General features: G+C 57.6%; 18 protein-coding genes and 2 pseudogenes. 11 read left to right on the forward strand and 9 right to left on the reverse strand.

Annotated features, from left to right (window positions below; genetic code table 11):
* Window positions 1-30: 30 nt before the first annotated feature.
* The 8 genes from BMZ32_RS12365 to BMZ32_RS12400 all read right to left on the reverse strand — a co-directional run bounded on the left by BMZ32_RS12365 (window position 31) and on the right by BMZ32_RS12400 (window position 8,187).
* Complete coding sequence (locus tag BMZ32_RS12365) at window positions 31-1,479, reverse strand: PucR family transcriptional regulator (RefSeq protein WP_090242425.1); 1,449 nt, start codon at window positions 1,477-1,479, stop codon at window positions 31-33.
* 476 nt (window positions 1,480-1,955) lie between these two features.
* The gene (locus BMZ32_RS12370; RefSeq protein WP_090242426.1) at window positions 1,956-2,309 is read right to left on the reverse strand and encodes a RidA family protein; all 354 of its coding nucleotides are present in this window, start codon (window positions 2,307-2,309) and stop codon (window positions 1,956-1,958) included.
* 40 nt (window positions 2,310-2,349) lie between these two features.
* Window positions 2,350-3,750: an FAD/NAD(P)-dependent oxidoreductase gene (locus tag BMZ32_RS12375; RefSeq protein WP_090242427.1), complete on the reverse strand. Its 1,401-nt coding sequence runs from the start codon at window positions 3,748-3,750 to the stop codon at window positions 2,350-2,352.
* Complete coding sequence (locus tag BMZ32_RS12380) at window positions 3,747-4,079, reverse strand: (2Fe-2S)-binding protein (protein WP_244153968.1); 333 nt, start codon at window positions 4,077-4,079, stop codon at window positions 3,747-3,749. The genes BMZ32_RS12375 and BMZ32_RS12380 overlap by 4 nt, the downstream gene beginning before the upstream one ends.
* Window positions 4,057-5,181 (reverse strand): NAD(P)/FAD-dependent oxidoreductase, encoded by a 1,125-nt coding sequence (locus tag BMZ32_RS12385; RefSeq protein WP_090242429.1) that lies wholly within the window; start codon window positions 5,179-5,181, stop codon window positions 4,057-4,059. The genes BMZ32_RS12380 and BMZ32_RS12385 overlap by 23 nt, the downstream gene beginning before the upstream one ends.
* 107 nt (window positions 5,182-5,288) lie before the next feature.
* Window positions 5,289-6,290 (reverse strand): TRAP transporter substrate-binding protein DctP, encoded by a 1,002-nt coding sequence (dctP, locus tag BMZ32_RS12390; RefSeq protein ID WP_090242430.1) that lies wholly within the window; start codon window positions 6,288-6,290, stop codon window positions 5,289-5,291.
* 42 nt (window positions 6,291-6,332) lie between these two features.
* Window positions 6,333-7,631, reverse strand: coding sequence for a TRAP transporter large permease (locus BMZ32_RS12395; RefSeq protein ID WP_090242431.1), 1,299 nt, complete (start codon window positions 7,629-7,631; stop codon window positions 6,333-6,335).
* On the reverse strand, window positions 7,624-8,187 hold the full coding sequence (locus tag BMZ32_RS12400) for a TRAP transporter small permease (RefSeq protein ID WP_090242432.1): 564 nt from the start codon (window positions 8,185-8,187) through the stop codon (window positions 7,624-7,626). The genes BMZ32_RS12395 and BMZ32_RS12400 overlap by 8 nt, the downstream gene beginning before the upstream one ends.
* A 151-nt stretch (window positions 8,188-8,338) precedes the next feature.
* Here BMZ32_RS12400 and BMZ32_RS12405 point away from each other — a divergent pair, with 151 nt between their 5' ends.
* Window positions 8,339-9,295: a LysR substrate-binding domain-containing protein gene (locus BMZ32_RS12405; RefSeq protein ID WP_090242433.1), complete on the forward strand. Its 957-nt coding sequence runs from the start codon at window positions 8,339-8,341 to the stop codon at window positions 9,293-9,295.
* 186 nt (window positions 9,296-9,481) lie between these two features.
* Here BMZ32_RS12405 and BMZ32_RS12410 read toward each other — a convergent pair whose 3' ends face one another.
* On the reverse strand, window positions 9,482-10,153 hold the full coding sequence (locus tag BMZ32_RS12410) for a LuxR C-terminal-related transcriptional regulator (protein ID WP_090242434.1): 672 nt from the start codon (window positions 10,151-10,153) through the stop codon (window positions 9,482-9,484).
* A gap of 260 nt (window positions 10,154-10,413) precedes the next feature.
* Here BMZ32_RS12410 and BMZ32_RS12415 point away from each other — a divergent pair, with 260 nt between their 5' ends.
* The 10 genes and pseudogenes from BMZ32_RS12415 to BMZ32_RS19845 all read left to right on the forward strand — a co-directional run.
* A complete protein-coding gene (locus BMZ32_RS12415) occupies window positions 10,414-10,947 on the forward strand; it encodes a dimethylamine monooxygenase subunit DmmA family protein (RefSeq protein WP_090242435.1) in 534 nt (177 codons plus the stop codon).
* A complete protein-coding gene (locus BMZ32_RS12420) occupies window positions 10,944-11,873 on the forward strand; it encodes a PDR/VanB family oxidoreductase (RefSeq protein ID WP_090242436.1) in 930 nt (309 codons plus the stop codon). The genes BMZ32_RS12415 and BMZ32_RS12420 overlap by 4 nt, the downstream gene beginning before the upstream one ends.
* An 11-nt stretch (window positions 11,874-11,884) precedes the next feature.
* Entirely contained in the window at window positions 11,885-12,901 is a 1,017-nt protein-coding gene (locus BMZ32_RS12425) for a heme-dependent oxidative N-demethylase family protein (protein WP_090242437.1), read from the forward strand.
* A gap of 34 nt (window positions 12,902-12,935) precedes the next feature.
* Window positions 12,936-14,066: an aminomethyl transferase family protein gene (locus BMZ32_RS12430; RefSeq protein WP_090242438.1), complete on the forward strand. Its 1,131-nt coding sequence runs from the start codon at window positions 12,936-12,938 to the stop codon at window positions 14,064-14,066.
* Between the two features lie 39 nt (window positions 14,067-14,105).
* A complete protein-coding gene (gene purU / locus BMZ32_RS12435) occupies window positions 14,106-14,972 on the forward strand; it encodes a formyltetrahydrofolate deformylase (RefSeq protein WP_090242439.1) in 867 nt (288 codons plus the stop codon).
* The gene (gene folD / locus BMZ32_RS12440) at window positions 14,969-15,871 is read left to right on the forward strand and encodes a bifunctional methylenetetrahydrofolate dehydrogenase/methenyltetrahydrofolate cyclohydrolase FolD (protein ID WP_090242440.1); all 903 of its coding nucleotides are present in this window, start codon (window positions 14,969-14,971) and stop codon (window positions 15,869-15,871) included. The genes purU and folD overlap by 4 nt, the downstream gene beginning before the upstream one ends.
* Window positions 15,868-17,238: a flavin-containing monooxygenase gene (locus tag BMZ32_RS12445; RefSeq protein ID WP_090242441.1), complete on the forward strand. Its 1,371-nt coding sequence runs from the start codon at window positions 15,868-15,870 to the stop codon at window positions 17,236-17,238. The genes folD and BMZ32_RS12445 overlap by 4 nt, the downstream gene beginning before the upstream one ends.
* A 47-nt stretch (window positions 17,239-17,285) precedes the next feature.
* Complete coding sequence (locus tag BMZ32_RS12450; RefSeq protein ID WP_090242442.1) at window positions 17,286-19,631, forward strand: trimethylamine N-oxide demethylase; 2,346 nt, start codon at window positions 17,286-17,288, stop codon at window positions 19,629-19,631.
* 281 nt (window positions 19,632-19,912) lie between these two features.
* Window positions 19,913-20,455: pseudogene (locus BMZ32_RS19840) on the forward strand (PAS domain-containing protein); the annotation flags it as partial.
* Window positions 20,444-20,698, forward strand: a pseudogene (locus BMZ32_RS19845) (methyl-accepting chemotaxis protein); the annotation flags it as partial. The pseudogenes BMZ32_RS19840 and BMZ32_RS19845, both read left to right, overlap by 12 nt.
* Window positions 20,699-20,780 lie beyond the last annotated feature (82 nt).

A 20,780-nucleotide genomic window follows, 5' to 3' on the forward strand; every position in this document is an offset into this window, starting at 1 on the left:
GCCCCGCACTCAGTGCGGGGCCTTTTGCGTTTAATGATTGCTGTCGAGCAGCTCAGTATTTTTACCGGCTTGGATTGCGATCCAAAAACGCGCAATGCCATTGGTTGTGGTGGGCTTGATTCCCGTCAATTGCTCCACCAACTTGAGCCGATAGACCAGTGTCTGGCGATGAACGCCGAGGTCGAAGGCGGTCGCTTTCCAGTTGCCATCGTTTGCTAGAAAACTCATTAATGTTGGCAAGAGTGCCGCCCCTTGCGTGCGGTCATGCTCCATCAGCGGCCCCAGGTATCGCGCTATTAATGCGCGCGCTTCGGTCAACGATTTTGGCGCCATGATCAGCCCCGTCTCCGTATCGCCGTAGCGCAGCCTGTCCGTGCCGACTTCCTGCGCCTGGGTTAACGCTAAGCGCGCCTGCCTGACGCTTTCACGAAAGCCCGTGGCCTCTGCGATCGGTCTACTGATGCCAATCACAGTGCAATCACCGAGGTTGCTGCGCAGGGCATCGAGGGTCGCGTTGTCATCAGCACTGATGGCTAGCAGCAGACCTTTGTCGCTGAGTAATAGGGGCGTGGCAATGTGCAGAGCTGGGGCATGGTGGATCTCATCGGCGCACCAAAACCCCTCAAGACCTGGGCGTATAGCAAGACTTACTAACGTGCCGGTGAGACCGCGGCGCTCCAGTAAGGGGCGCGCGAGAATGAACTGTGTCTCGCTCTCCAGCAGGCTGCGTAACAGTGCCGATCCTTCCTCGCGCTGCAGGTCACGTTGGATCATCAAACGTTCGAGTTCAACGCCGAGCAGGCCGACCAGCGAGCGTACTAGGATGGCGTCATCCAGTGTGCGCTTGCCGTTGCGGGTCATGACAAGGTTGGCTCGGGCTCGGCCAGCGATCGCTATCCGCTCAACCCCTTCTAGATCTTGCTGCCCGGATGGTTTGGTATCGACGATATTGATGCCACTGACCGCATCCTCAATAGCCAAATCAAGGTCCAGCGTGTTGGCGAGGATGGCGAGGCGGCCTGCCATGTCGGGTGCCTTGCGCAGTGCATCGGCGTAAGTCTGGAACAGCCGCTCGCTGGCGTTAAAGCGTTCGCGCTGGGCATTCAGCACGCTTTCGATCACATAGTGAGAAAGCTTGACGAATTCGAGCTCGAAGCTGGCGTGAAGAATCGGAAACAGCATGCGATCCGCGGCGTTCAGCATCTGGCGCGATAGTTTTGGGGCATCGTGTCTGGGGGCGACCACCAACGCACTGGCATTGCATTGCGCCAGTTGCTCCAGCCAAGCAACCTGATCTTTCGCCGCATGAGGAATGCCCACCCCGGTGGTCATGACCAAGTCGCCGGGAGAAATCCATCGCCATGGGTCGGGCAAGTCAACGGCATGGGCCCAAGTTATTGGTCTGCTGGTGGCGGCCTGGCCTGCGATTGCCTTTAGTTTCAGCAGCTCGACATTGATCAGGTCCTGTACCGTTAGCATGAAATTGTCGTTCCGCAGATTTGAGTTGTCATGCTACCGGGTATAGCCGAGGTGAACCATGCTCCGGGGGCGCACATGATGGTGAATGAGTGTTTTCGATCGAGACGGCGTCAAGCCTCTATTGAACGGGTGCAGCGTTAAGAAATGAAAACTCGCTTCAACGCAAATGTCAGATCTGCTGATTAGCCGAACGCGAGTTGGCTTAAATTAGGAGCGATTCACGCTTCCCAACGTTGAAACAGCCATGTTGCCAACGAATAGGAGTGGTTGCTATTGGCCGATCTTTGCCGATCATGACAGGCGAGAATCGGCCAAGAGCGGTCATTCGAAATTGGTTACAAAAGCAGAGGCGGACTAGTAACTCAGCTTCTCCTCGTCTACAAGTAAGCCGTGCTTCTTACTGTGTCCGCCGCTGCCTTACTCTCAAAGTTGAGCAGGCCAGAAAGTGAATATGAACCTGCACGCAGGAAATTTAACTACTGCGGAATGGCTGCAATTACCGAGACTTCTACCAGCAGTTCAGGGCTGGCCATCTTAGCCTCGACGCAGGCACGCGCAGGGGCGAAGCCTGCTGGAACCCAGTTGTCCCATACACTATTCATCTCGGCGAACAGGCTCATATCTTTCAGGTAGATGGTGGCTGACAGCAGCTGCTCACGATTGCTGCCGACCGACGCCAGCAGCGCATCGACCTTGGCCAGCATGGTGCGGGTTTGCTCTTGAATGCCGGCGCTACGATCTTCTGCGACCTGGCCGCATAAATAGGCGGTCTGGTTATGCACCACGACTCGGCTCATCCGCGCGGCTGTTTCGTATCGGCTAATGCTCATCACTTTTCCTATTGGTGTTTCATGTTGAAATGACACGCTACTACTTGTCCCCGTGGCTCACCAGCGAAGCCAGTTCACCCAGGGAAAGCGGTTTGATCGGCGCGCGGATAGTGTAATAACCCACTTGGTCGATGGCGACATTGCGCTCGGCGGCGATGATCTGCGCCACGGTGAGACCGCACATGCGGCCCTGACAGGGGCCCATGCCGGCACGACTAAACGCCTTGGTCTGATTCGGACCGCTACAGCCAAGCCCCACGAAACGGCGGATATCGCCGGCACTGACCTCCTCGCAACGACAGACGATGGTTTCATCGACCGGCAGCAGGAATTCGACAGCCGGTTGGTAAAGCACATCTAGAAACGGCCGGATAACCATCAACCTATCCAGGGTCTGACGCACCGGCCGTACCAGCATGTCCCGTTCAGTGCTGCCGAGGCGCCCCTGCTGGCAGGCGACTTGCCAGGCCGTCAGACGCCCGAAGTGCTCTGCAGCCAGTGCGCCTCCTATCCCAGCGGAGTCGCCGGCGACGAAGACACCGTCGATCGAGGTTTCGCCCCAGGCATCTGTCTGCGGATGCCAGCATTGCTGTTGTTCGTGCCATAAATGCCGAGCATCCATGGCACGGGTTAATTGCACATTGGGCACCACACCCTGATGCACCAGAAGTGACTTGCAGTTAATAACGCGGCTATGGCCTTGCTGCTGAAAGTGCACTTGCGCCAGGCGGCCGCTGCTGTCAGCGTCGGCGCGCAGCTTCGTCACCCCACTGAGCATGTTGATCCCAGCCTTGCGCAGCGAAACCAGATAGCCAAGGCCCTTGAGCAGCATGCGCCAGCCCCGTAGCGCGCCGAGCCCATGGCGCAATGCCTTGAAGTAGTTGGCTGACGGCGTGGTATCCAGCACTGCGCTGATCGACACTCCGGCCTTATGCAGCTGCCAGGCAATCAACAACAACAACGGACCACTGCCTGCCAACACAAGCGGGCCTGGCGGGGTCAGGGCGCTGCTCTTCAACAGAATCTGCGCGGCGCCACAGCTCATCACGCCGGGCAGGGTCCAGCCCGGGAAGGGGACCGGCCGTTCCTGTGCGCCGGTGGCCAACAGGATTTTCGCCGCACGCAAGGTGCGACTATGTCCGCCGATGGACACACTGAGTACGCGCTCCGAGCTGATGTCCCAGACCGTGGTCGAGCTGAAGTAATCGATCTGTGTATGCTGCAGCGCATCCACCAGTTTGCGCCCGTAATAGTAATCGGGGCCAAGCACTCGGGTGTCAGCCGGAGCAGGCTTGCCTACGCTGCGGTAGATCTGCCCACCCGGGGCGGCTTGTTCGTCAAGCAAGGCGACATCCAGGCCATGCTGGCAGGCCGTAGTCGCGGCGGCCATCCCGGCGGGTCCGGCGCCGACTACGACCAAGTCATATATCCGCTCGCTCACGAGTACATCTCCTGCTCTGCCATCGAGAGGTGTCTGGCGCCGGTCTGCGGGAGGATTTTCATACCCTCGACCACCAGCGTCATGCAGCCCTGCACATTGGGCACGCCATCGACCTCCACTAGGCACTCGAAGCACACACCCATCATGCAGTATGGTGCGCGCGAGCTGCCGGACAGGGGAGTCGTGCGTGAAGGGATCATGCCCGCGGCCAGCACTGCTGCGGCCACTGTTTCTCCCGCTCGGGCATGGAATGCCGCGCCGTCGATCTCTACCAGCACCGTGCCACAGCCTTCGTTTTCCAGGCGTTTAAACATCAAATCGTGCTGCACGGAACACCTCCAAAGAAAAGGATTCAGGTTTTCCTGCTATCCAGTCGGCGATCGGTCCCGAATGAGCAGCACCAAGGGTGACACCGCTATGGCAGGTCACTAGAAATGCCCCGGGGCAGACACGCGACTCTTCATAGATTGGATAGCCATCTGGGGTCATCACCCGCAATGCGCCCCAGGCGCGAACCATGCGTACGTTTTCCAGCAGCGGAAACATCCGCGTTGCCCGATGAGCAATCTGCGCCATCACCTCGGTGGTGGTGCCGCTGTTAAAGCCGACGTCTTCCTTGGAGTCGCCCAGCTGCATGGTGCCGTCCCCTGTCTGACGCACATGACCGGTGGGATAATGGAGAAACGGCTGTATGCGCTCGGTGACCAAAATCTGCCCGCGATTGGGCTGAACCGGGGCCGACAGCCCCAGCTGGGGGGCCAATGCCTTATTGCCGAGACCGGCAGCCAGCACCACCTTTGCAGAGTTCCAGCAGTCATCCCCGGCCACTACGCTGAAGCCACCGTCCTGCTGGCGGATCTCGCCGATGGAGGCATTGCTGAGCAACTTACCGCCTCGGGCGATAAAAGCCTCGGCCAAGGCCCGCAACAGCAGTAACGGATTCAGGTGACCGTCCTCCAGCCCCAGTGTAGCGCCGGCAACACGGGGGCCGACCGCGGGCACTAGAGCTTTGAGTTGTGCATAGTCGAGCACCTTGAACGGGTAATCGCCGCCCGCCTGCTCGCGCATAGCACAAAGCATGCGCTGGCGTTGTTCCAGTTCGGCGTCGTCCAGGCAAATCAGCAGCCCACCTTGCTGGGAAAGCTGAACATCGATGCCTGTGCAGGACTCAAGCTCCTGGGCAAAGCTTCCCCACAAGCGCGCCGACAAACGTGACAACTGGGCGTATTCGGGACAGGTATCGCCCTTGCCCTGCACCCAGACCAGGCCGAAGTTTCCCCGCGAAGCGCGCAGGGCGATGTCGCCCTCATCCAGCACGGTGACCTTCAGGCCATTGCGGATAAGGCCTAGCGCAATGGCCAGGCCAACAAGTCCGCCGCCGATCACGGTGACATCCGTTTCGCGACAGTCTGCCCGTAAGCGAACCGACATGGCCTACTCCTTTTGAAAATATTGAGGGTGCAGGCATAGGACCTGCGGGATGAAAGCGGCAAGGCCGTCCCGGACGCTTATATTCCGGGTGCCTTGCTCAGCCAGGCTCAGTCCTTCAACGCGGCCTTGAGTACTTTCTCGGCCCACTCTTTGCCGATGTCATCGATGATTTCAGGCCATACATTTGTACGGACTTTCTTGGCCGTGGCTTCAAGCTCTGCCTCGGACACGTCGACAATGGTGGCGCCGGCTTTAGCTAGCAGTTGCTCGTTGGCGGCCTGGTCAGCTTGGGCGGTTAGCCAGCGACGGTTTTCAAACTCCAGAGCAACCTTATCTAGCGCCGCTTGTTGCACTGGATCGAGGTCGTCGTAACGCTCCTGATTGAGCAGCAGATACCACACTTCGAAATGGGTATTTGAAGGTACGTAGTACTTAGTCACGTCACGGAAGGAGGAGTAGTAACCCTCGGCACCTGAGCCCATCACCCCATCAACCACGCCCGTTTGCACGGCGGTAAAGGCTTCAGAGAACGGCAGTGGCGAAGCAATGTAGCCCACCTGATTCGCCAACAGCTGGAAGGTTTTAATGGGTGGCACGCGCAGCTTAATGCCCTTAACGGCATTCGGATCGCCAGCGCCCTGTACTTCGCGGTTCAGCGCGATACCGCCGAAATACACCGGCCAAGCGCCCATCACCTTGATGCCTTGTTCTTTATACAGCTCGGCAACAGTGTCACGCAGTGGTGTGCCCGAACCGAACACTTCCTGTGCCTCTTGCCAATTTTTTACCATGTAGGGCATGTAAATAATCTGGAAGCGTTTGTCTGCGCCGGAGGCTGGCGGTTGAACCGCCATGTCGATAGCGCCGAGACCCACACGCTCCTGCACCACGGTGTAATCACCTAGAGCGTTGGCGGCGTATATCTTGACTTTGATCTTGTCGTCGGTCGCTTTCTGGACATTCTCAGCGAACCATTTGACTTCATTATCAATGACCGTGCCTTGAGGGCGGACGTGAGAAAGCTTCAAAGTTTCGGCCTGAATCAGGCCGGTAGTCGCGAGCGTAAGAGCCAGCGCGAGGGCGGTTTTTTTTACGAGTACTAGGTTCACTTTAGGTTTCCTTGTTGTTGTTCTAGGGCCGGAGTAGGGAAATCAGTAACCAAACAGCCTAGGGATATATTCGGAGAGGTCGGGCCATGCAGCGACTAGAACTACGACCGGTAAGTAACCGAATAGTAAAATCAACATGGCGGGTTTAACGACATCGGTGAATTTCACTTTGCCAATACGAGCGCCCAAATAAAGGATGCTGGCGTACGGGGGCGTAACACCGCCCATCGCAGTGTTCACCCCAACAATTGCGGCGAACTGGATCGGACTGACGTCCAGAGCGATCATCAGTGGCAAAAGCAATGGCGCGGTCAGGATAATGGCGGTGATGTCATTCACTACCATGCCGATCAAGAACAGGAACAACGTCACCAAAATCAGCAGCGTAGTTTTGTCAGACGTGATCTCGAAAATCGCGGCCACCAACGCTTGCGGAATCTCTTCCATGACGTAGATCTGGCTGAGCATTAGGCTGAACAGGATCATGATCATGATCGAGCCCACGGCAGTGGCCGACTCCTTGCCTGACTCGATAAACGTGCGCCAGGTCAGGCCCTTGTAGATCATGAAACCGACGGGCAAGGCGTAGATAACCGCGACGGCGGCCGCTTCCGTAGGGGTCATAATCCCGCCGTATATACCGCCCAGGATGATCACCGGCATGATCAATGCTGGCAGGGCATTCACTGTGCGCGACATGCCTTCCTTGAAAAGGTCGGGCATGGACATGGTTTCATCCAGCACCAGCGGGAACTTACGCGACATCACCAGGTTGACCACGGCAATGTTGACCATGATCAGCAGGCCGGGGCCCAAGGTGGCGAGGAAGCTGGCCAGGATTGAGGTCTCTGTGACCCAGCCGTAGACGATCATGGTCACGCTCGGCGGGATCAGCAAACCGAGAATCGAGGAGTTGGCGATCAAGGCTGTGGCATAGGCCCGTGGGTAGCCTTTACGCTCCATTTCGGGGATCAGCAGCGGCCCAATGGCTGCAATGCCGGTGAGGCCACTGCCGGAGATCGCACCGATAATCGCGCAACTGACAGTCGCCACCACACCGAGACCGCCGCGGATCCGGCCAACGAAGATATTGACGAACTTCAGCAGACTGGCCGCAATGCCGCTGACACTCATGATGGTCCCGGCAAACACAAACAGAGGGATAGCCAGTAGCACCGGGTTGGTCAGCTGGTTAAAGCCCCAAAGCATCGTGCCTTTCATGGTGGCATCGCCGACGAGCACCATGACCATTAGCCCGGCGCCGAAGCAGTAAGGCAGCGGCACCCCAAGGCTGAGCAGAATAATCAGCAGGGCAAAACCGAGCAGCGCGACTTCAATCATGGCGGTTTCCTTCTTGTTTTTCGGTCAGCACCTGGAACTCAGCAACTTCGGTCGTTTCTGGGTAGTCATGGCCTATTGACGCGTTCAGTGCGGCGCCGTCTTTGAACAGCACGCGAAGGTTTTTATAGAGGTGCATGCAGACGTATAACGTCATCAGCAGCAGGCCGAGAAACAGCGAACATTCATAAATGAACGTTGGTAGGTAGAGGGTGGGAGTTTCCTTCCATACCTTAAAGGCGTAGCGGAAGTAATCCCACGCCCACCAGGTCAGCCAGGCGGAAATGATGATGCTGAGGGATTCAGAGATGACCATCAGCAGGCGTCGCGCCTTTTCGGTGTCGAGAAAAATCTCCAGCACGTTGGCACGGATTTGGGTGTCTTCCCGCGATGCGTTAACGCTGCCGAGGATGTAAAGCCACATGATTGGGATGATCGATACCTCTTCTAGCCCCATGACTGGAGTTTCAAAGACGTAGCGGGTGATTACCTGCACGAATTGGAAGCCTGCAACAGTACTGATTAGCAATGCCAGCGCATACCGGAAGAACGTCTCCATTTTTTCTCTCTTGTTGGACGTTTGTGATGCAGATGTTGCTTGGTCAACTTGATAACATCAAATCGTTTATTGTTAGCACTAGATAACTAAATGTTATGATCTTGCTTTGCATCTATCGTGCTTTTAGGCCTCAGGGCCAGCTGGAGGGTATGTGGCGAAATTAAGTCATCGGCAGGCCGAAGCCTTCCGTGCGGTGATGATCGCCGGCACTATTACCGGCGCAGCAGAGATTCTTTGCGTATCGCAACCGGCCGTGAGCCGACTGCTGGCGGACTTCGAGGATGCCGTTCAACTCAGGCTGTTCGAGCGTCACAAGAAACGTCTAACGCCGACGCCAGAGGCGTTGATTCTGTTCGAAGAGGTGGAAAAATCCTTCGTCGGTATCGAGAAGTTGGCCAGAACCGCCGATGAGCTGCGCGGCTATCATCGCGGCTCCTTGAGGATCGCAGCCATGCCAGCTGTGTCCATAGGCTTCCTGCCGAATGTGGTCCAGAACTTCATCAGCGATCACCGCGGCGTCTCAGTGACCTTGCAGGTCCGCAGTTCGCAGCAGGTCGCCGACTGGATCGCTACCCAGCATTACGATGTCGGCATAGTCGCCACTAACGTCTCCGACCCCGCCCTTGAGGTACAACTGCTGGCCGACTGCCGCATGGTCTGCGCACTGCCTGTCGGTCACCGGCTTGCTGATCAGTCGGTGATCACGCCCGAGGACTTGCGAGACGAGCCCTTCATTTCACTCGGCACAGAGCAGAGCGTGCGCTACAAGATCGATGAGGTGTTCAATCGCGCAGAGGTAAGTCGTCAGCTGATTGTGGACACGCAACTATGCTACGTGGCGTGCTCGTTCGTGCTGGCGGGCAGCGGCGTCACCCTCGTCGACCCACTGACAGCTCTACACTTTGCGCCGCAAGGCTTGGTGGTAAAACGGTTCGAGCCGAGGATTAGTTTCGTTTTCAACGTCCTGTATCCAGGACAAAGAGCGAAATCGCAAATGACCCTTGATTTTACCGACACGCTGCGTTTCAAGCTGGCGCAGTTGGCAGAGTCTTCGTCCGGTTTATTAGACTTCGAAGCACCGCCACACGATCAGGATGTGCGCACTTGATTCGACATGAGTCAGGTCAGCTGAATCAACTCTATTTCGGTAACCGCCTTCAAGTCTCTTTTTTGCTAGTTCCAATATGTCCGCCAACGACTGCAAAGCGTCGATTTCAGCCGATTACGACAGGCAGCTTTTGGCCGAAAGCAGAAGTTCATGACCCGCTGCTATGTGCCGTGCTCAATTGGATATTCATCCGCGCATTTCAAAGATGGCACCTTCCACGCCCAGCACCTCACCTGAGGCTGAGTAGATGCCCACTCCTTTTTCCCACACATCTTTGATCTGGCCATCAGCGCAGCGAATACGGTAGCTCAGCTGATAGGGCTCATTACGCAGTAATGCGCATTGCACGCAGTACCAGATGTAATCCACATACTCAGCCAGGATCAGCGCGCCATAGTGATGTTCAGGGTTGTTCGAGAGGTAATCCGGGGAATAACCGGTCAGGTCCTTACAGCCCGCGCTGACATATTGCATCGGCCAGTTACGCTGATTATCTCCCCGATAGATCAGCCCCGGCAGCTCATCAATGAGCCCGCCAAACCCCAGCGCGGAATTTTGCGCTTGATTAAGCCTAGCGTTCGGCTCTTCGAGTGGTTGCTGTTGGACGTCACTACGGTGCACCCACGTTGCCAGTTCAAGGCGTGAATTAAGTCGAAATTTACGTAGCAAATTACGCACGTAAATTTTCACAGTGCCATCGCTAATGCCCAGTTCGCGGGCAATTTGTTTGTTGTTACAGCCATTGGCAATCAACGCTAACGTTTGGCTTTCACGCTCGGTCAGTTCATTCGGCAACGCAGCAGGTGGCGCAGCAAGCTGAGGCCGCGCAGCGGTCAGCAACAGGCTGGTGTTAATCATCACTCTCCCCCTCGGCGGCGGGTGGCCGTGGCTCAACAACCCCAAGAGAACAGCAATTTACGTGCCTTTCACCTCGCACTACCCCTTTGTGCGTACCCCCTCCTGCAGATCGACAACTAATTCCCTTAAGGAAATTATATTCCCAAGCAGGAAACTCGAATGACCTAGCTCAACCGTGTTTCTCATGCACCAACTGAATGCTTCAACGCATTACTACGGGGCAAAAATGGCGATTGGCGCAAGCCAGCAAGAGGATCGACATGAGCACTACAGCCAAACAGTTTTCGACCAGCATACCGCGCTATTACAACGGCGAACCTAACCAGCTGGCGACACATCACCTGCTGGTTTCACAAGGCAGGGGATGTACGGAGCAAGACCGCATTTGTGCTAGCCTGAACCGCACGTCGGTGCCGATGACTCACCTGACACTGACTGATTACTCGAGTACAGCCGAGCTGCAACGGGTCATGCTCAGCACATTGCGTGAAGCCACAATAGGTTTGCGCGTTTACTTGTTGGGCGATGAAGACTTCATTTGGCCCCTGCATGCATTGGCCAGAGTTGCTGGCTTGCAGGCTGAAGAAATCGAGGTAATCCCGAGTGTCGCAGGTGGCCATTCAATCTACTGCGTGCATTGCTCAACCACCCAACATGGCGCCCTCGAAAGTCCTCACACCTGTACTGAATGTGGCGTGGTGCTTGAGATTCGCCAGCATTTTTCCAGGCGCCTGGGTGCTTATCTCGGCGTTTGCGCCGACGCTCGCCAGCCTTTTGCGCAGGTGCAAGCATGAGCGGTTTTATTCCGGTGCGCGTAACCGACATACGCCAAGTCACCCCGGTGATTCGAGAAGTCAGCCTGCAGTCACTCGGCAGCGCATTGCCCGCGTTCTCGGCGGGCAGTCACATCCAAGTGCTGCTGCCCAACGGCAAGCGTAACGCCTACTCGCTGCTCAGCGACCCACTGGATACGCGCCACTACCGGATCGCAGTGCGCCATCAGGACGACTCGCGCGGTGGCTCACGCTATGTGCATGAGCAGTTGCAGGTCGGTGATGAATTACGCATTGCACCGCCCGCCAATCTCTTCCCGCTGCACAACGAGGCGCACCTGCACATTCTGCTCGCCGCTGGGATTGGTATTACCCCATTCATCCCTTACTGCGCAGAGCTGCTAAGACGCGGCGCGCCATTCGAGCTGCATTACGCCTACCGCGGCGGAGTCAGCGATGCCTATGTGGCACAGCTGCGTGAGCTCATCGGTGAGCGCCTGCACTGCTATGACAGCCCGCAGCAGCGCCTTGACCTCAAGTACGTGCTCAGCAACCGACCACTAGGCAGTCACATCTATGCCTGCGGCCCACAGCGCCTGCTGGATGACCTGCACCAGCAAGCGGCAACGCTCGGCTGGAGTGACCGCCGTATTCACAGCGAAGCCTTTACTGCGGCGCAATCTGGCGAGCCATTCAGCGTGCAACTGCTGCGCAGTCAGCAACAGCTGAGCGTCGGCGCTGATCAAAGTCTGCTCGAGGCCCTCGAAGCCGCCGGCGTCGAGGTACCGAACCTGTGTCGCGGCGGCGTTTGCGGCCAGTGCCAAACCGCTTACCTGCAAGGTGATGTTGAGCACCGTGATCACTTTCTGAGCCCTGAAGAACAAACCGCCAGCCTGATGCCCTGCGTCTCGCGCGGTTGCGGCCAGCCCCTTTTGCTCGACCTTTAGGAGACGTATTTATGAGCCTGACTTTTAAACCGCTGGAGAGTTATCACCAGGATTTCAGCTTCCGTAACAGCGAAGAGGCCATACAGCGCTTTCCATTCCCGTTCCCGGAAGACCACTACATGTACTCGGTCAATCTGGAACCGGCCACCTCGCGCGACCCCGGTTCTATTTTCGAGCACTGCTTCGACATCGATGAGCACTACCGCTCGGAAATGGCTGAGCGCGGCCGAGTACTGGAGCGCGATCCGCGCCGCTGCTTAGTGATGCCGCATATGCAGACATCGGCCTGGGACACCCTGGCCATCTTGATGGAGCACCTCAGCCAAGATTATCCGCAGTGGTTTGAACTGGCCCGTAACGGTGATCAATGGCAGTGGCAAAACCACGCACTGGGTATCGAGCAACGCTTCACTTATGGCGATGCCGATACGCTGCCATGCGAGCCGTTGGAATATATCGGCCGTCAGGTGCAGGGCGACTTCGCCTTGCTCGACCAGCGCGACGGTGACCTGTTCATGGATGCCGGCATTGTCACCTGCCCGGCCGACTGGTCCCTGGCATTCGATGCCGGCATGAGCTTCAAGCAATGGCACTCGCCGGTGCCAATGGCACACCAGATGGGCGTATTCGACCGTGCGTTGAAGTACCTGGTGAACATCCAGGTCGGCCAGCCAGTGCGCCGCCTGAACTGGACACTGACTATCAACCCGCGCCTCGACACCTCGCCGGAAACCTTCCACGAGTGGGGAAGCGATCGCGCCAGCATCACCCCGAAAAACGTCGGCAGCCTCGTCCATCTGCGCGTCGAGCTCCAGGTCATGGTCCGCTTACCGCGCTCCAACGCAATGATGTTCAGCATCCGCACCTACCTGATCAGCATGGACGAACTGGTTACCCAGCCCGCCTGGGCCCAACGCCTGCACCGCGTGCTGCGCGACCTGCCGGACGCTATTGCCGACTACAAGGGCATGACCCTCTATCGCCAGACACTGGTGGATTGGCTCAGCCAATTCGACAGCCAGGCCTGAACCCTACTTACGACCTCAGAAAAGGACATTAACCATGGCTAATTCATGGCGCATCACTGCTCTACGCGACCGTCACCTAGCGCTCGGCTCCTCCCTTGAGGACTGGAATGGTATGGGCACGCCCTGGACCTACTCCAGTGACCTGGCTGACCAACACGAAGCGATCCGTACCCGCGCCGGCCTGATGGATGTATCCGGTCTAAAGAAAGTGCACTACGTCGGCCCTCACGCCGAAAGCCTGCTCGACTTCGCCACCACACGCGACATGAGCAAGCTTTATCCGGGTAAATCGGTCTACGCCAGCATGCTCGATGAAGACGGTAAGTTTGTTGATGACTGCATCGTCTATCGCACCGGTCCCAACGCCTTCATGGTGGTGCATGGTGCCGGCACCGGCTACGAGATGTTGATCCGCTCAGCCCAGGGCCGCCAGGTCGCTGTTTTGTTCGATGACGACCTGCACGATCTGTCCCTTCAAGGCCCACTGGCTGTCGATTTCTTGGCCGAGCACGTACCTGGGATCCGTGACCTGCCTTACTTCCATCACCTGCAAGGCAAGCTGTTTGGCCGCCCGGTGATGATCTCGCGCACCGGTTACACCGGCGAACGCGGCTATGAGATTTTCTGCAAAGCCGCCGATGCACCGACCATCTGGGACGGCATCCTCGAACACGGCAAGGGCATGGGCATTATCCCGTGTGCCTTTATTGCGCTGGACTGGCTGCGGGTCGAAAGTTCCCTGCTGTTCTTTCCCTACGACAACTCGCAGATGTACCCCTTCGCCGATCAGAAAGCCGGCGACACCCTTTGGGAGCTGGGCCTGGACTTCACCGTATCACCAGGCAAGCAGGACTTCCGTGGCGCCAGCGAGCACCAGCGTCTGCAAGGCAAAGAGCGCTTCAAGATTTTCGGCGTACTGCTCGACGGTCAGCAGGCGGCCGAAGGCGGCGACACCCTTTGGCACGAAGGCCACCAGGTCGGTGTGATCACCTGCGGCATGTACTCACGCCTCACCGATCGTTCGATGGCAATTGCCCGCTTCGAGCCGGGCTACGCCGAACAAGGCGTGGCACTGGAGGTCCGCGGCAGCCTGCAAACCAACGCGATTTCTCACACGCTGCCCTTCGATGATCCGGAAAAAAAGAAACGCACAGCCAAAGGCTAACCACCCTAAGTCATTCTTTTTATAGAGAGGTAGAGCTTCATGGCTCCCGTATCAACCCAACACATCCTCAAGATCAGTTGCCCGGCAACCTCGGGAATCGTCGCGGCTGTGACCACCTACCTGGCTGAGCATGAGTGCTACATCAGCGAACTGGCTCAGTTCGATGACGAGTTCACCGGGCGCTTCTTTATGCGCGCGGTATTTCGCTTCAACAATGGCTGCGTGGGTGACACCGCATCGCTGCGTCAGGGTTTCGAAGACGTTGCCGTACCGTTCGACATGGATTGGCAGTTATTCGAGGCCGGCCAGCCGCCGCGCGTCCTGCTGATGGTCAGCAAGTTCGACCACTGCTTAACCGATTTGCTCTATCGCCACCAAAAAGGCGAGCTGGACATGACCATCACCGCCATCGTCTCCAACCACCTCGACTTGCGTCCTATGGCCGAGCGTCAGGGCATTCGCTTTGTCTATCTGCCGGTGACTAAAGAGACGAAAACCGAGCAAGAAATTGCGTTGATGCAGATCGTCGATGAAACCAAAACCGACCTTGTGGTGCTCGCCCGCTACATGCAGATACTTTCGGACAGCCTGTGCAAGCAACTGGCCGGGCGTGCCATCAATATCCATCACTCCTTCCTGCCCGGTTTCAAGGGTGCCAAGCCCTATCACCAGGCCTATGCACGGGGTGTGAAGCTGATCGGCGCAACCGCTCATTACGTCACCAGCGACCTCGATGAGGGCCCGATCATCGAGCAAGAAGTACAACGCGTGGATCACGCCTACCTGCCGGAAGATCTAGTAGCGATTGGCCGTGATACCGAAACCGTAGCGCTGTCGAAGGCGCTGAAATATCACCTCGAGCACCGCGTTTTCATTAACTGCGACAAAACGGTAATCCTGCCATGAGTGCCGCGACGCTGATCGATGGCAAGGCCTGTGCCGCAGCAGTCATTCGTGAGGTGAGTGCCGAGGTCAAGGCACTCAAGGACGTGGGCATTGATCCGGGCCTAGCCGTAGTGTTAGTCGGTAGCGACCCGGCTAGCCAGGTGTATGTGCGCAACAAAGTACTGCGCGCCGAAGAGACCGGCATTCGCTCGTTTGAATACAAGCTGGCCGCCGACACCTCGCAAACAGCGTTGCTCAACCTGATCGAGCGCCTCAATGCCGACCCACAGGTGCACGGCATCCTGGTGCAACTGCCGCTGCCTGGGCATATCGATGAGAACTGCGTCCTGCAGGCCGTTGACCCGTTTAAAGACGTCGATGGTTTTCACAGTGAAAACGTCGGTGGCCTGAGCCAAGGCCGCAAGGTCCTCACACCTTGTACGCCTGCCGGGTGCATGCGCCTGCTCAAAGAGACGTGCGGTGACCTCAGTGGTAGGCACGCGGTGGTCATTGGCCGCTCGAATATCGTCGGCAAACCGTTGGCCGCGTTGCTGCTGCAGGCCAATTGCAGCGTCACGGTGGTTCATTCGCGTAGCCACAACATCCGCGAGCTTTGCCGCCAGGCCGATATTGTGATCGCCGCTGTCGGCCGCCCGCAAATGGTCGATGCCAGCTGGCTCAAACCCGGCGCCGTGGTGATCGACGTAGGGATCAATCGCATCGAGCAAGACGGCAAGAGTCGCCTGGTCGGTGATGTCGATTTCGACAGCGCCAAAGCCACAGCCTCAGCGATCACTCCAGTACCTGGTGGCGTCGGCCCAATGACCATCGCCTATCTAATGAAAAACACCGTTACTGCGGCGCAGCTGCAATACCCGGCTGCTCGCCAGGCTAAACCTTCTATGGAGATTCCAGCATGAAAAAGCGAGTTGCCATCATCGGTGCTGGCCCCTGCGGCCTGGCCCAATTGCGTGCATTTCAGTCAGCCAAGGAGCAAGGCGCAGATTGTCCGGAAGTGGTCTGCTACGAGAAACAGTCGGATTGGGGCGGCATGTGGAATTACACCTGGCGCACCGGCATCGACCAGCACGGTGAACCGGTCCACGGCAGCATGTACCGCTACCTCTGGTCCAACGGACCGAAAGAGTGCCTGGAGTTTGCTGACTACAGTTTCGACGAGCATTTCGGCCGCCCCCTAGGCTCCTACCCACCACGCGAAGTGCTGTGGGACTACATAAAGGGCCGCGTCGAAAAAGCCGGCGTTCGCCAGTTTATCCAGTTCAATACAACGGTGCGCGGCGTTACCTATGACGCAAACAGCAGCCTCTTTAGCGTCACCGTGCACAGCTACGACAATGACCAAACCAGCACCGAAGTCTTTGATTATGTGGTGGTCGCCAGCGGTCATTTCTCCACCCCCAACGTGCCCTATTTCGAAGGCTTCGAAAGCTTTGGCGGTCGTGTGCTGCATGCCCATGACTTCCGCGATGCGCTGGAATTCAAAGGCAAAGATGTACTGATCGTTGGCGGCAGCTACTCAGCCGAAGACATCGGTTCTCAGTGCTACAAGTACGGCGCCCGCTCGATCACCAGTTGTTACCGCAGTGCGCCGATGGGCTACCGCTGGCCGGAGAACTGGAAAGAGAAGCCACTGCTGCAACGCATGACCGGCAAAACTGCCTGGTTTGCCGACGGCACGCACCACCATGTCGACGCGATCATTTTGTGCACCGGCTACAAGCACCACTTCCCCTTCCTCGCCGAAGAACTGCGCCTGAAGACTGATAACCGGCTGTGGCCACTGAGCTTGTACAAGGGCGTGTTCTGGGAGCAAAACCCCAAGCTGATTTACCTCGGCATGCAGGATCAGTGGTACAGCTTCAACATGTTCGACGCGCAGGCTTGGTATGCCCGCGACGTCATTCTCGGGCGCATCAATCTGCCCGATCTCGCGCAAATGAAAGCTGAAGATCTGGCGTGGCGACAAGAAGAGGAAATGCTCGAAACGGCGCAGCAAATGTTTGAGTTTCAGGGCGAGTACATCCGTCAGCTGATCGAAGCCACGGACTATCCGAGCTTTGATATTGCCGCGGTCAATCAGACATTCCTTGATTGGAAGCATGACAAGTACGAGGACATCATGGGGTATCGCAACAAATGCTTCCGCTCGCTGATCAGCGGCACCATGGCCACACCGCATCACACGCCGTGGTTGGAAGCACTTGATGACTCCCTAGACGCCTACCTCAGCGAGACTCCGGCCGTTAGCCAAGTAACCGCTATCTGAAGCCGTGCGGGGGCGTTACCCCCCTCCCGCCCATGTGGAGCCTCACCATGCGCCAACCTGTCATTTCTCGTCCCTGGGAACCGGCCCTGTTTGCCTGCGCGCCTAGCCTAGAGCGTCATCGAGTCGCCCCCGGCGGCCTTACGCTGATTAACCTCGAGCCCGGCGATACGCTGCAAGTAATTGACCTCGAGGGTGATCAGCGCGCCGAGCTGCATGCATTTGCCAAAAATGGCCAGCCAGCACTTGCCGCGCTAGGGCTTAACGCAACACCGCACGCCGAGTTCAGCCAACGCTTACTCGCCAATGGCAGCACCGAATCAATCCGCAGCCAGCGCAGGCTATTGGGCCTAGGTATCAATACCGCCGCCATGCAAACCGCGGTTAATCTGTGGCCCGCCAGCACACCTGCTGGATACAGTCGCACCCTGCATGCGGCCGAAGCATTAGTGGTTATGGTCGCCGCACCCGGTGAAGACAGCCCGGTGTTCAGCCAGCTACGCGCCAGTGAACTGCGTCTATTCATCCAGCGTGCTAACCCGCGCCAAGTGCTTGCGCCGCCGTTGCCAGAGCCGCTTGGCGAGGTGATCGATGAATTCACCATCAAGCCCGGCACAGCGCAGGCGTATGCCGTAGCCGCCGGTCAATACATTCAAGTGCTCGACGTGGCCGGCCGACAGTGTTCGGACTTCGTCGCCTTCGACCGCAGAAGCCTCGATGCGGGCCGGGAGATCGACCTCGATCCCACCGTCACGCGCACGATTAATCACCACGCCTACCCCGGCCCAGGATTATTTAGCCGTTTCTTTGATCGCAATATGCAGCCGATGCTCGAAGTCTGCCGCGACACAGTGGGGCGTCACGACACCTTCGCCCTGGCCTGCACTGCCCGCTATTACGAAAATCAGGGCTACTTTGGCCACGCTAACTGCAGCGACAACATCAGCCGTGCGCTGGCAGAACATGGTGTTGCGGCGCGATCGGGCTGGCCCGCGATCAACTTCTTCTTCAACACGGCGATTGATGATCATCAGCAATTGACCATGGACGAGCCTTGGTCACGCCCCGGCGACTACGTGCTGATGCGCGCCAGTAATGACCTGATCTGCGCTAACAGTTCCTGCCCGGACGACATCGACCCGGCCAACGGCTGGCAACCTACCGACATCCACATCCGCGTTTATTCTGCAAAGGAGCGCTTCAGTATCGCCATGGCCACGCGCATATCCCCAGATTCCGATCCTGTGCTGACTCGCGAGAGCGGCTTCCATGCAGGCACCAGCGCCCTCACCCGCCATTTTGTCGATTATCGCGGTTGGTGGACGCCCACTCACTTCGAAGGCTTTGGAGCATTGGAGGAGTACCACGGCTGCCGCGAGCATGTGGCTGTGATGGACCTCTCGGCCCTGCGCAAATTTGAAATCCTCGGCCCCGATGCCGAAGCCCTGCTCAACCACTGCCTGACCCGCGATGTGCGCAAGTTGGCTATCGGTCAAGTGGTGTATTCAGCGATGTGCTACGAGCACGGCGGTATGCTCGACGACGGCACCTTGTTGCGCCTTGGCCAGGATGCTTTCCGCTGGATCTGCGGCGAAGACCACGGCGGCGTGTGGTTGCGCGAGCAGGCTGAAAAACTCGGCATGAAGGTCTGGATAAAATCGGCCTCCGAGCAAATCCATAACATTGCCGTGCAAGGGCCACTCAGTCGCGAGTTGCTAAGCCAGATGATCTGGACGCCGCCCAGTCAGCCAACGGTGAGCGAGCTGGGTTGGTTTCGCTTCCTAAATGGTCGCCTTGATGATTACAACGGCTGCCCACTGATGATCTCGCGCACCGGTTACACGGGCGAGTTGGGCTTTGAAATCTGGTGCCACCCAAGCGACGCCATGCGTGTATGGGAGCGCGTGTGGCAGCTCGGCAAACCACTCGGTTTGGTACCCCTCGGCCTGGAAGCGCTGGACATGCTACGCATCGAAGCCGGGCTGGTATTTGCGGGGTATGACTTTAGCGATCAGACCGATCCTTACGAAGCAGGTATCGGATTTTGTGTACCGCTAAAGAGCAAGCAGGACGACTTTATCGGCCGCGCTGCCCTGCTACGGCGCAATGCCAGCCCACAACAACGTTTGGTTGGGCTGGAACTGGAGGGCAACGAGCCGGCCGCGCATGGCGATTGTGTTCGCGTTGGTCGGGCACAAGTCGGTGTGATTACCAGTGCCACACGTTCACCAGTACTGGGCAAGAACATCGCCCTGTGCCGCCTGGCAATCGACTACTGCGAAGCCGGTACGGCCGTTGAAATCGGCAAACTCGACGGTCTGCAGAAGCGCATTAGCGCACGCGTTTCCAGCGGAACAGTTGCCTACGACCCGGATAAATCAAGGGTCCGGAGTTAACCGCAAGGAACGGCGGGGAAATTGCTAGCGCTCTGGTCGTCATGCTTTGGCAACGGCTGCCAGCAACGCAGTTTCCCTAAGAGGAGCATTAATCCATGTGGTTCAACAATAACGCCCGGCAGCTGGCTAGCGACATCGCCAACGTGCTGACCCAGTTACCAGATCAGCACGCCCATCTGGAACAGCAGCCTTCTGCGCTGCAACGCTACCCCCATTTGCTCACTGCCATCGAACGGCTCAGCCAACGCTGGCACACACACAATGCGCAGCGCCAAGCCGAGATGCAAGCGCAGCCACCGTGCACTACTGAGCAATATCAGCTCTTACAGCAACAACTCGACGATGCAAACCGGCATCACGAACAACTTCAACAGCAACTTCAACAAAGCCATGTGCAACTCGCAAACGCTGAGGCAAAACAGGTGCAATGGCAGCAGGATGAACAGGCGTGGCAACTGACCAAGCAAACCCTCACAGAAGGCTGCTGGGATCTGACCGTTGTTAAGGGTGATGCCGATCATCCCGACAACCTGATTTGCTGGTCCGAACAGTTCCGCAACCTGATCGGATACAACCGCACCGAGTTTACTGATGGCTGGGATAGCTTCTTTGCAGTGGTCAACCCCGACGACCTGAAGAAAGTTATGCAGGTCTTCACTGACTTCATTGCTAACCCCAAAGGTGAGCCCGCTTACGTCGTTGAATACCGCATGCAACACAAGCAGCGCGGCGAGCTTTGGTTCCGCGAGCGGGGTCGCTGCTTACGCAACAGCCAAGGTGTACTGCAACGTGTGATCGGCGCGGTACGCGAAATCACCGATGAGAAAGCCGCTGAAGATTTACGCATGCGCGAACAGAGCAACATCAAAAGCACCTACACCCAGATCGCCCAAGTAGCAGGCGTCATCAAGAGCATTGCGGATCAAACCAACTTGCTCGCACTCAACGCTGCCATCGAAGCCGCTCGCGCTGGCGAACAAGGTCGTGGCTTCGCCGTAGTCGCAGATGAGGTGCGCACGCTGGCCAAGCGCACTCAGGATTCGGTGCAACAGATTCAAACCATGTTGCAGCAACGCAACTAAACGCTGTGATCTGAGCTGCCCGATGACCCAAGAGCAGGCGCGCGCCACGGGAAACGAACAGTAATAG

It is taken from the genome of Pseudomonas guineae, assembly GCF_900113745.1.
Classification (GTDB): domain Bacteria; phylum Pseudomonadota; class Gammaproteobacteria; order Pseudomonadales; family Pseudomonadaceae; genus Aquipseudomonas; species Aquipseudomonas guineae.

Excerpts from the sequence above, each read along its gene's own strand:
- BMZ32_RS12425 (WP_090242437.1), top strand. The coding sequence starts at position 11,885 with ATGAGCCTGACTTTTAAACCGCTGGAGAGTTATCACCAGGATTTCAGC.
- BMZ32_RS12410 (WP_090242434.1), bottom strand. The coding sequence starts at position 10,153 with ATGATTAACACCAGCCTGTTGCTGACCGCTGCGCGGCCTCAGCTTGCT.
- BMZ32_RS12395 (WP_090242431.1), bottom strand. The coding sequence starts at position 7,631 with ATGATTGAAGTCGCGCTGCTCGGTTTTGCCCTGCTGATTATTCTGCTC.
- BMZ32_RS12450 (WP_090242442.1), top strand. The coding sequence starts at position 17,286 with ATGCGCCAACCTGTCATTTCTCGTCCCTGGGAACCGGCCCTGTTTGCC.
- BMZ32_RS12415 (WP_090242435.1), top strand. The coding sequence starts at position 10,414 with ATGAGCACTACAGCCAAACAGTTTTCGACCAGCATACCGCGCTATTAC.
- BMZ32_RS12445 (WP_090242441.1), top strand. The coding sequence starts at position 15,868 with ATGAAAAAGCGAGTTGCCATCATCGGTGCTGGCCCCTGCGGCCTGGCC.
- BMZ32_RS12400 (WP_090242432.1), bottom strand. The coding sequence starts at position 8,187 with ATGGAGACGTTCTTCCGGTATGCGCTGGCATTGCTAATCAGTACTGTT.
- purU (WP_090242439.1), top strand. The coding sequence starts at position 14,106 with ATGGCTCCCGTATCAACCCAACACATCCTCAAGATCAGTTGCCCGGCA.
- BMZ32_RS12370 (WP_090242426.1), bottom strand. The coding sequence starts at position 2,309 with ATGAGCATTAGCCGATACGAAACAGCCGCGCGGATGAGCCGAGTCGTG.
- BMZ32_RS12420 (WP_090242436.1), top strand. The coding sequence starts at position 10,944 with ATGAGCGGTTTTATTCCGGTGCGCGTAACCGACATACGCCAAGTCACC.
- BMZ32_RS12365 (WP_090242425.1), bottom strand. The coding sequence starts at position 1,479 with ATGCTAACGGTACAGGACCTGATCAATGTCGAGCTGCTGAAACTAAAG.
- folD (WP_090242440.1), top strand. The coding sequence starts at position 14,969 with ATGAGTGCCGCGACGCTGATCGATGGCAAGGCCTGTGCCGCAGCAGTC.
- BMZ32_RS12385 (WP_090242429.1), bottom strand. The coding sequence starts at position 5,181 with ATGTCGGTTCGCTTACGGGCAGACTGTCGCGAAACGGATGTCACCGTG.
- BMZ32_RS12430 (WP_090242438.1), top strand. The coding sequence starts at position 12,936 with ATGGCTAATTCATGGCGCATCACTGCTCTACGCGACCGTCACCTAGCG.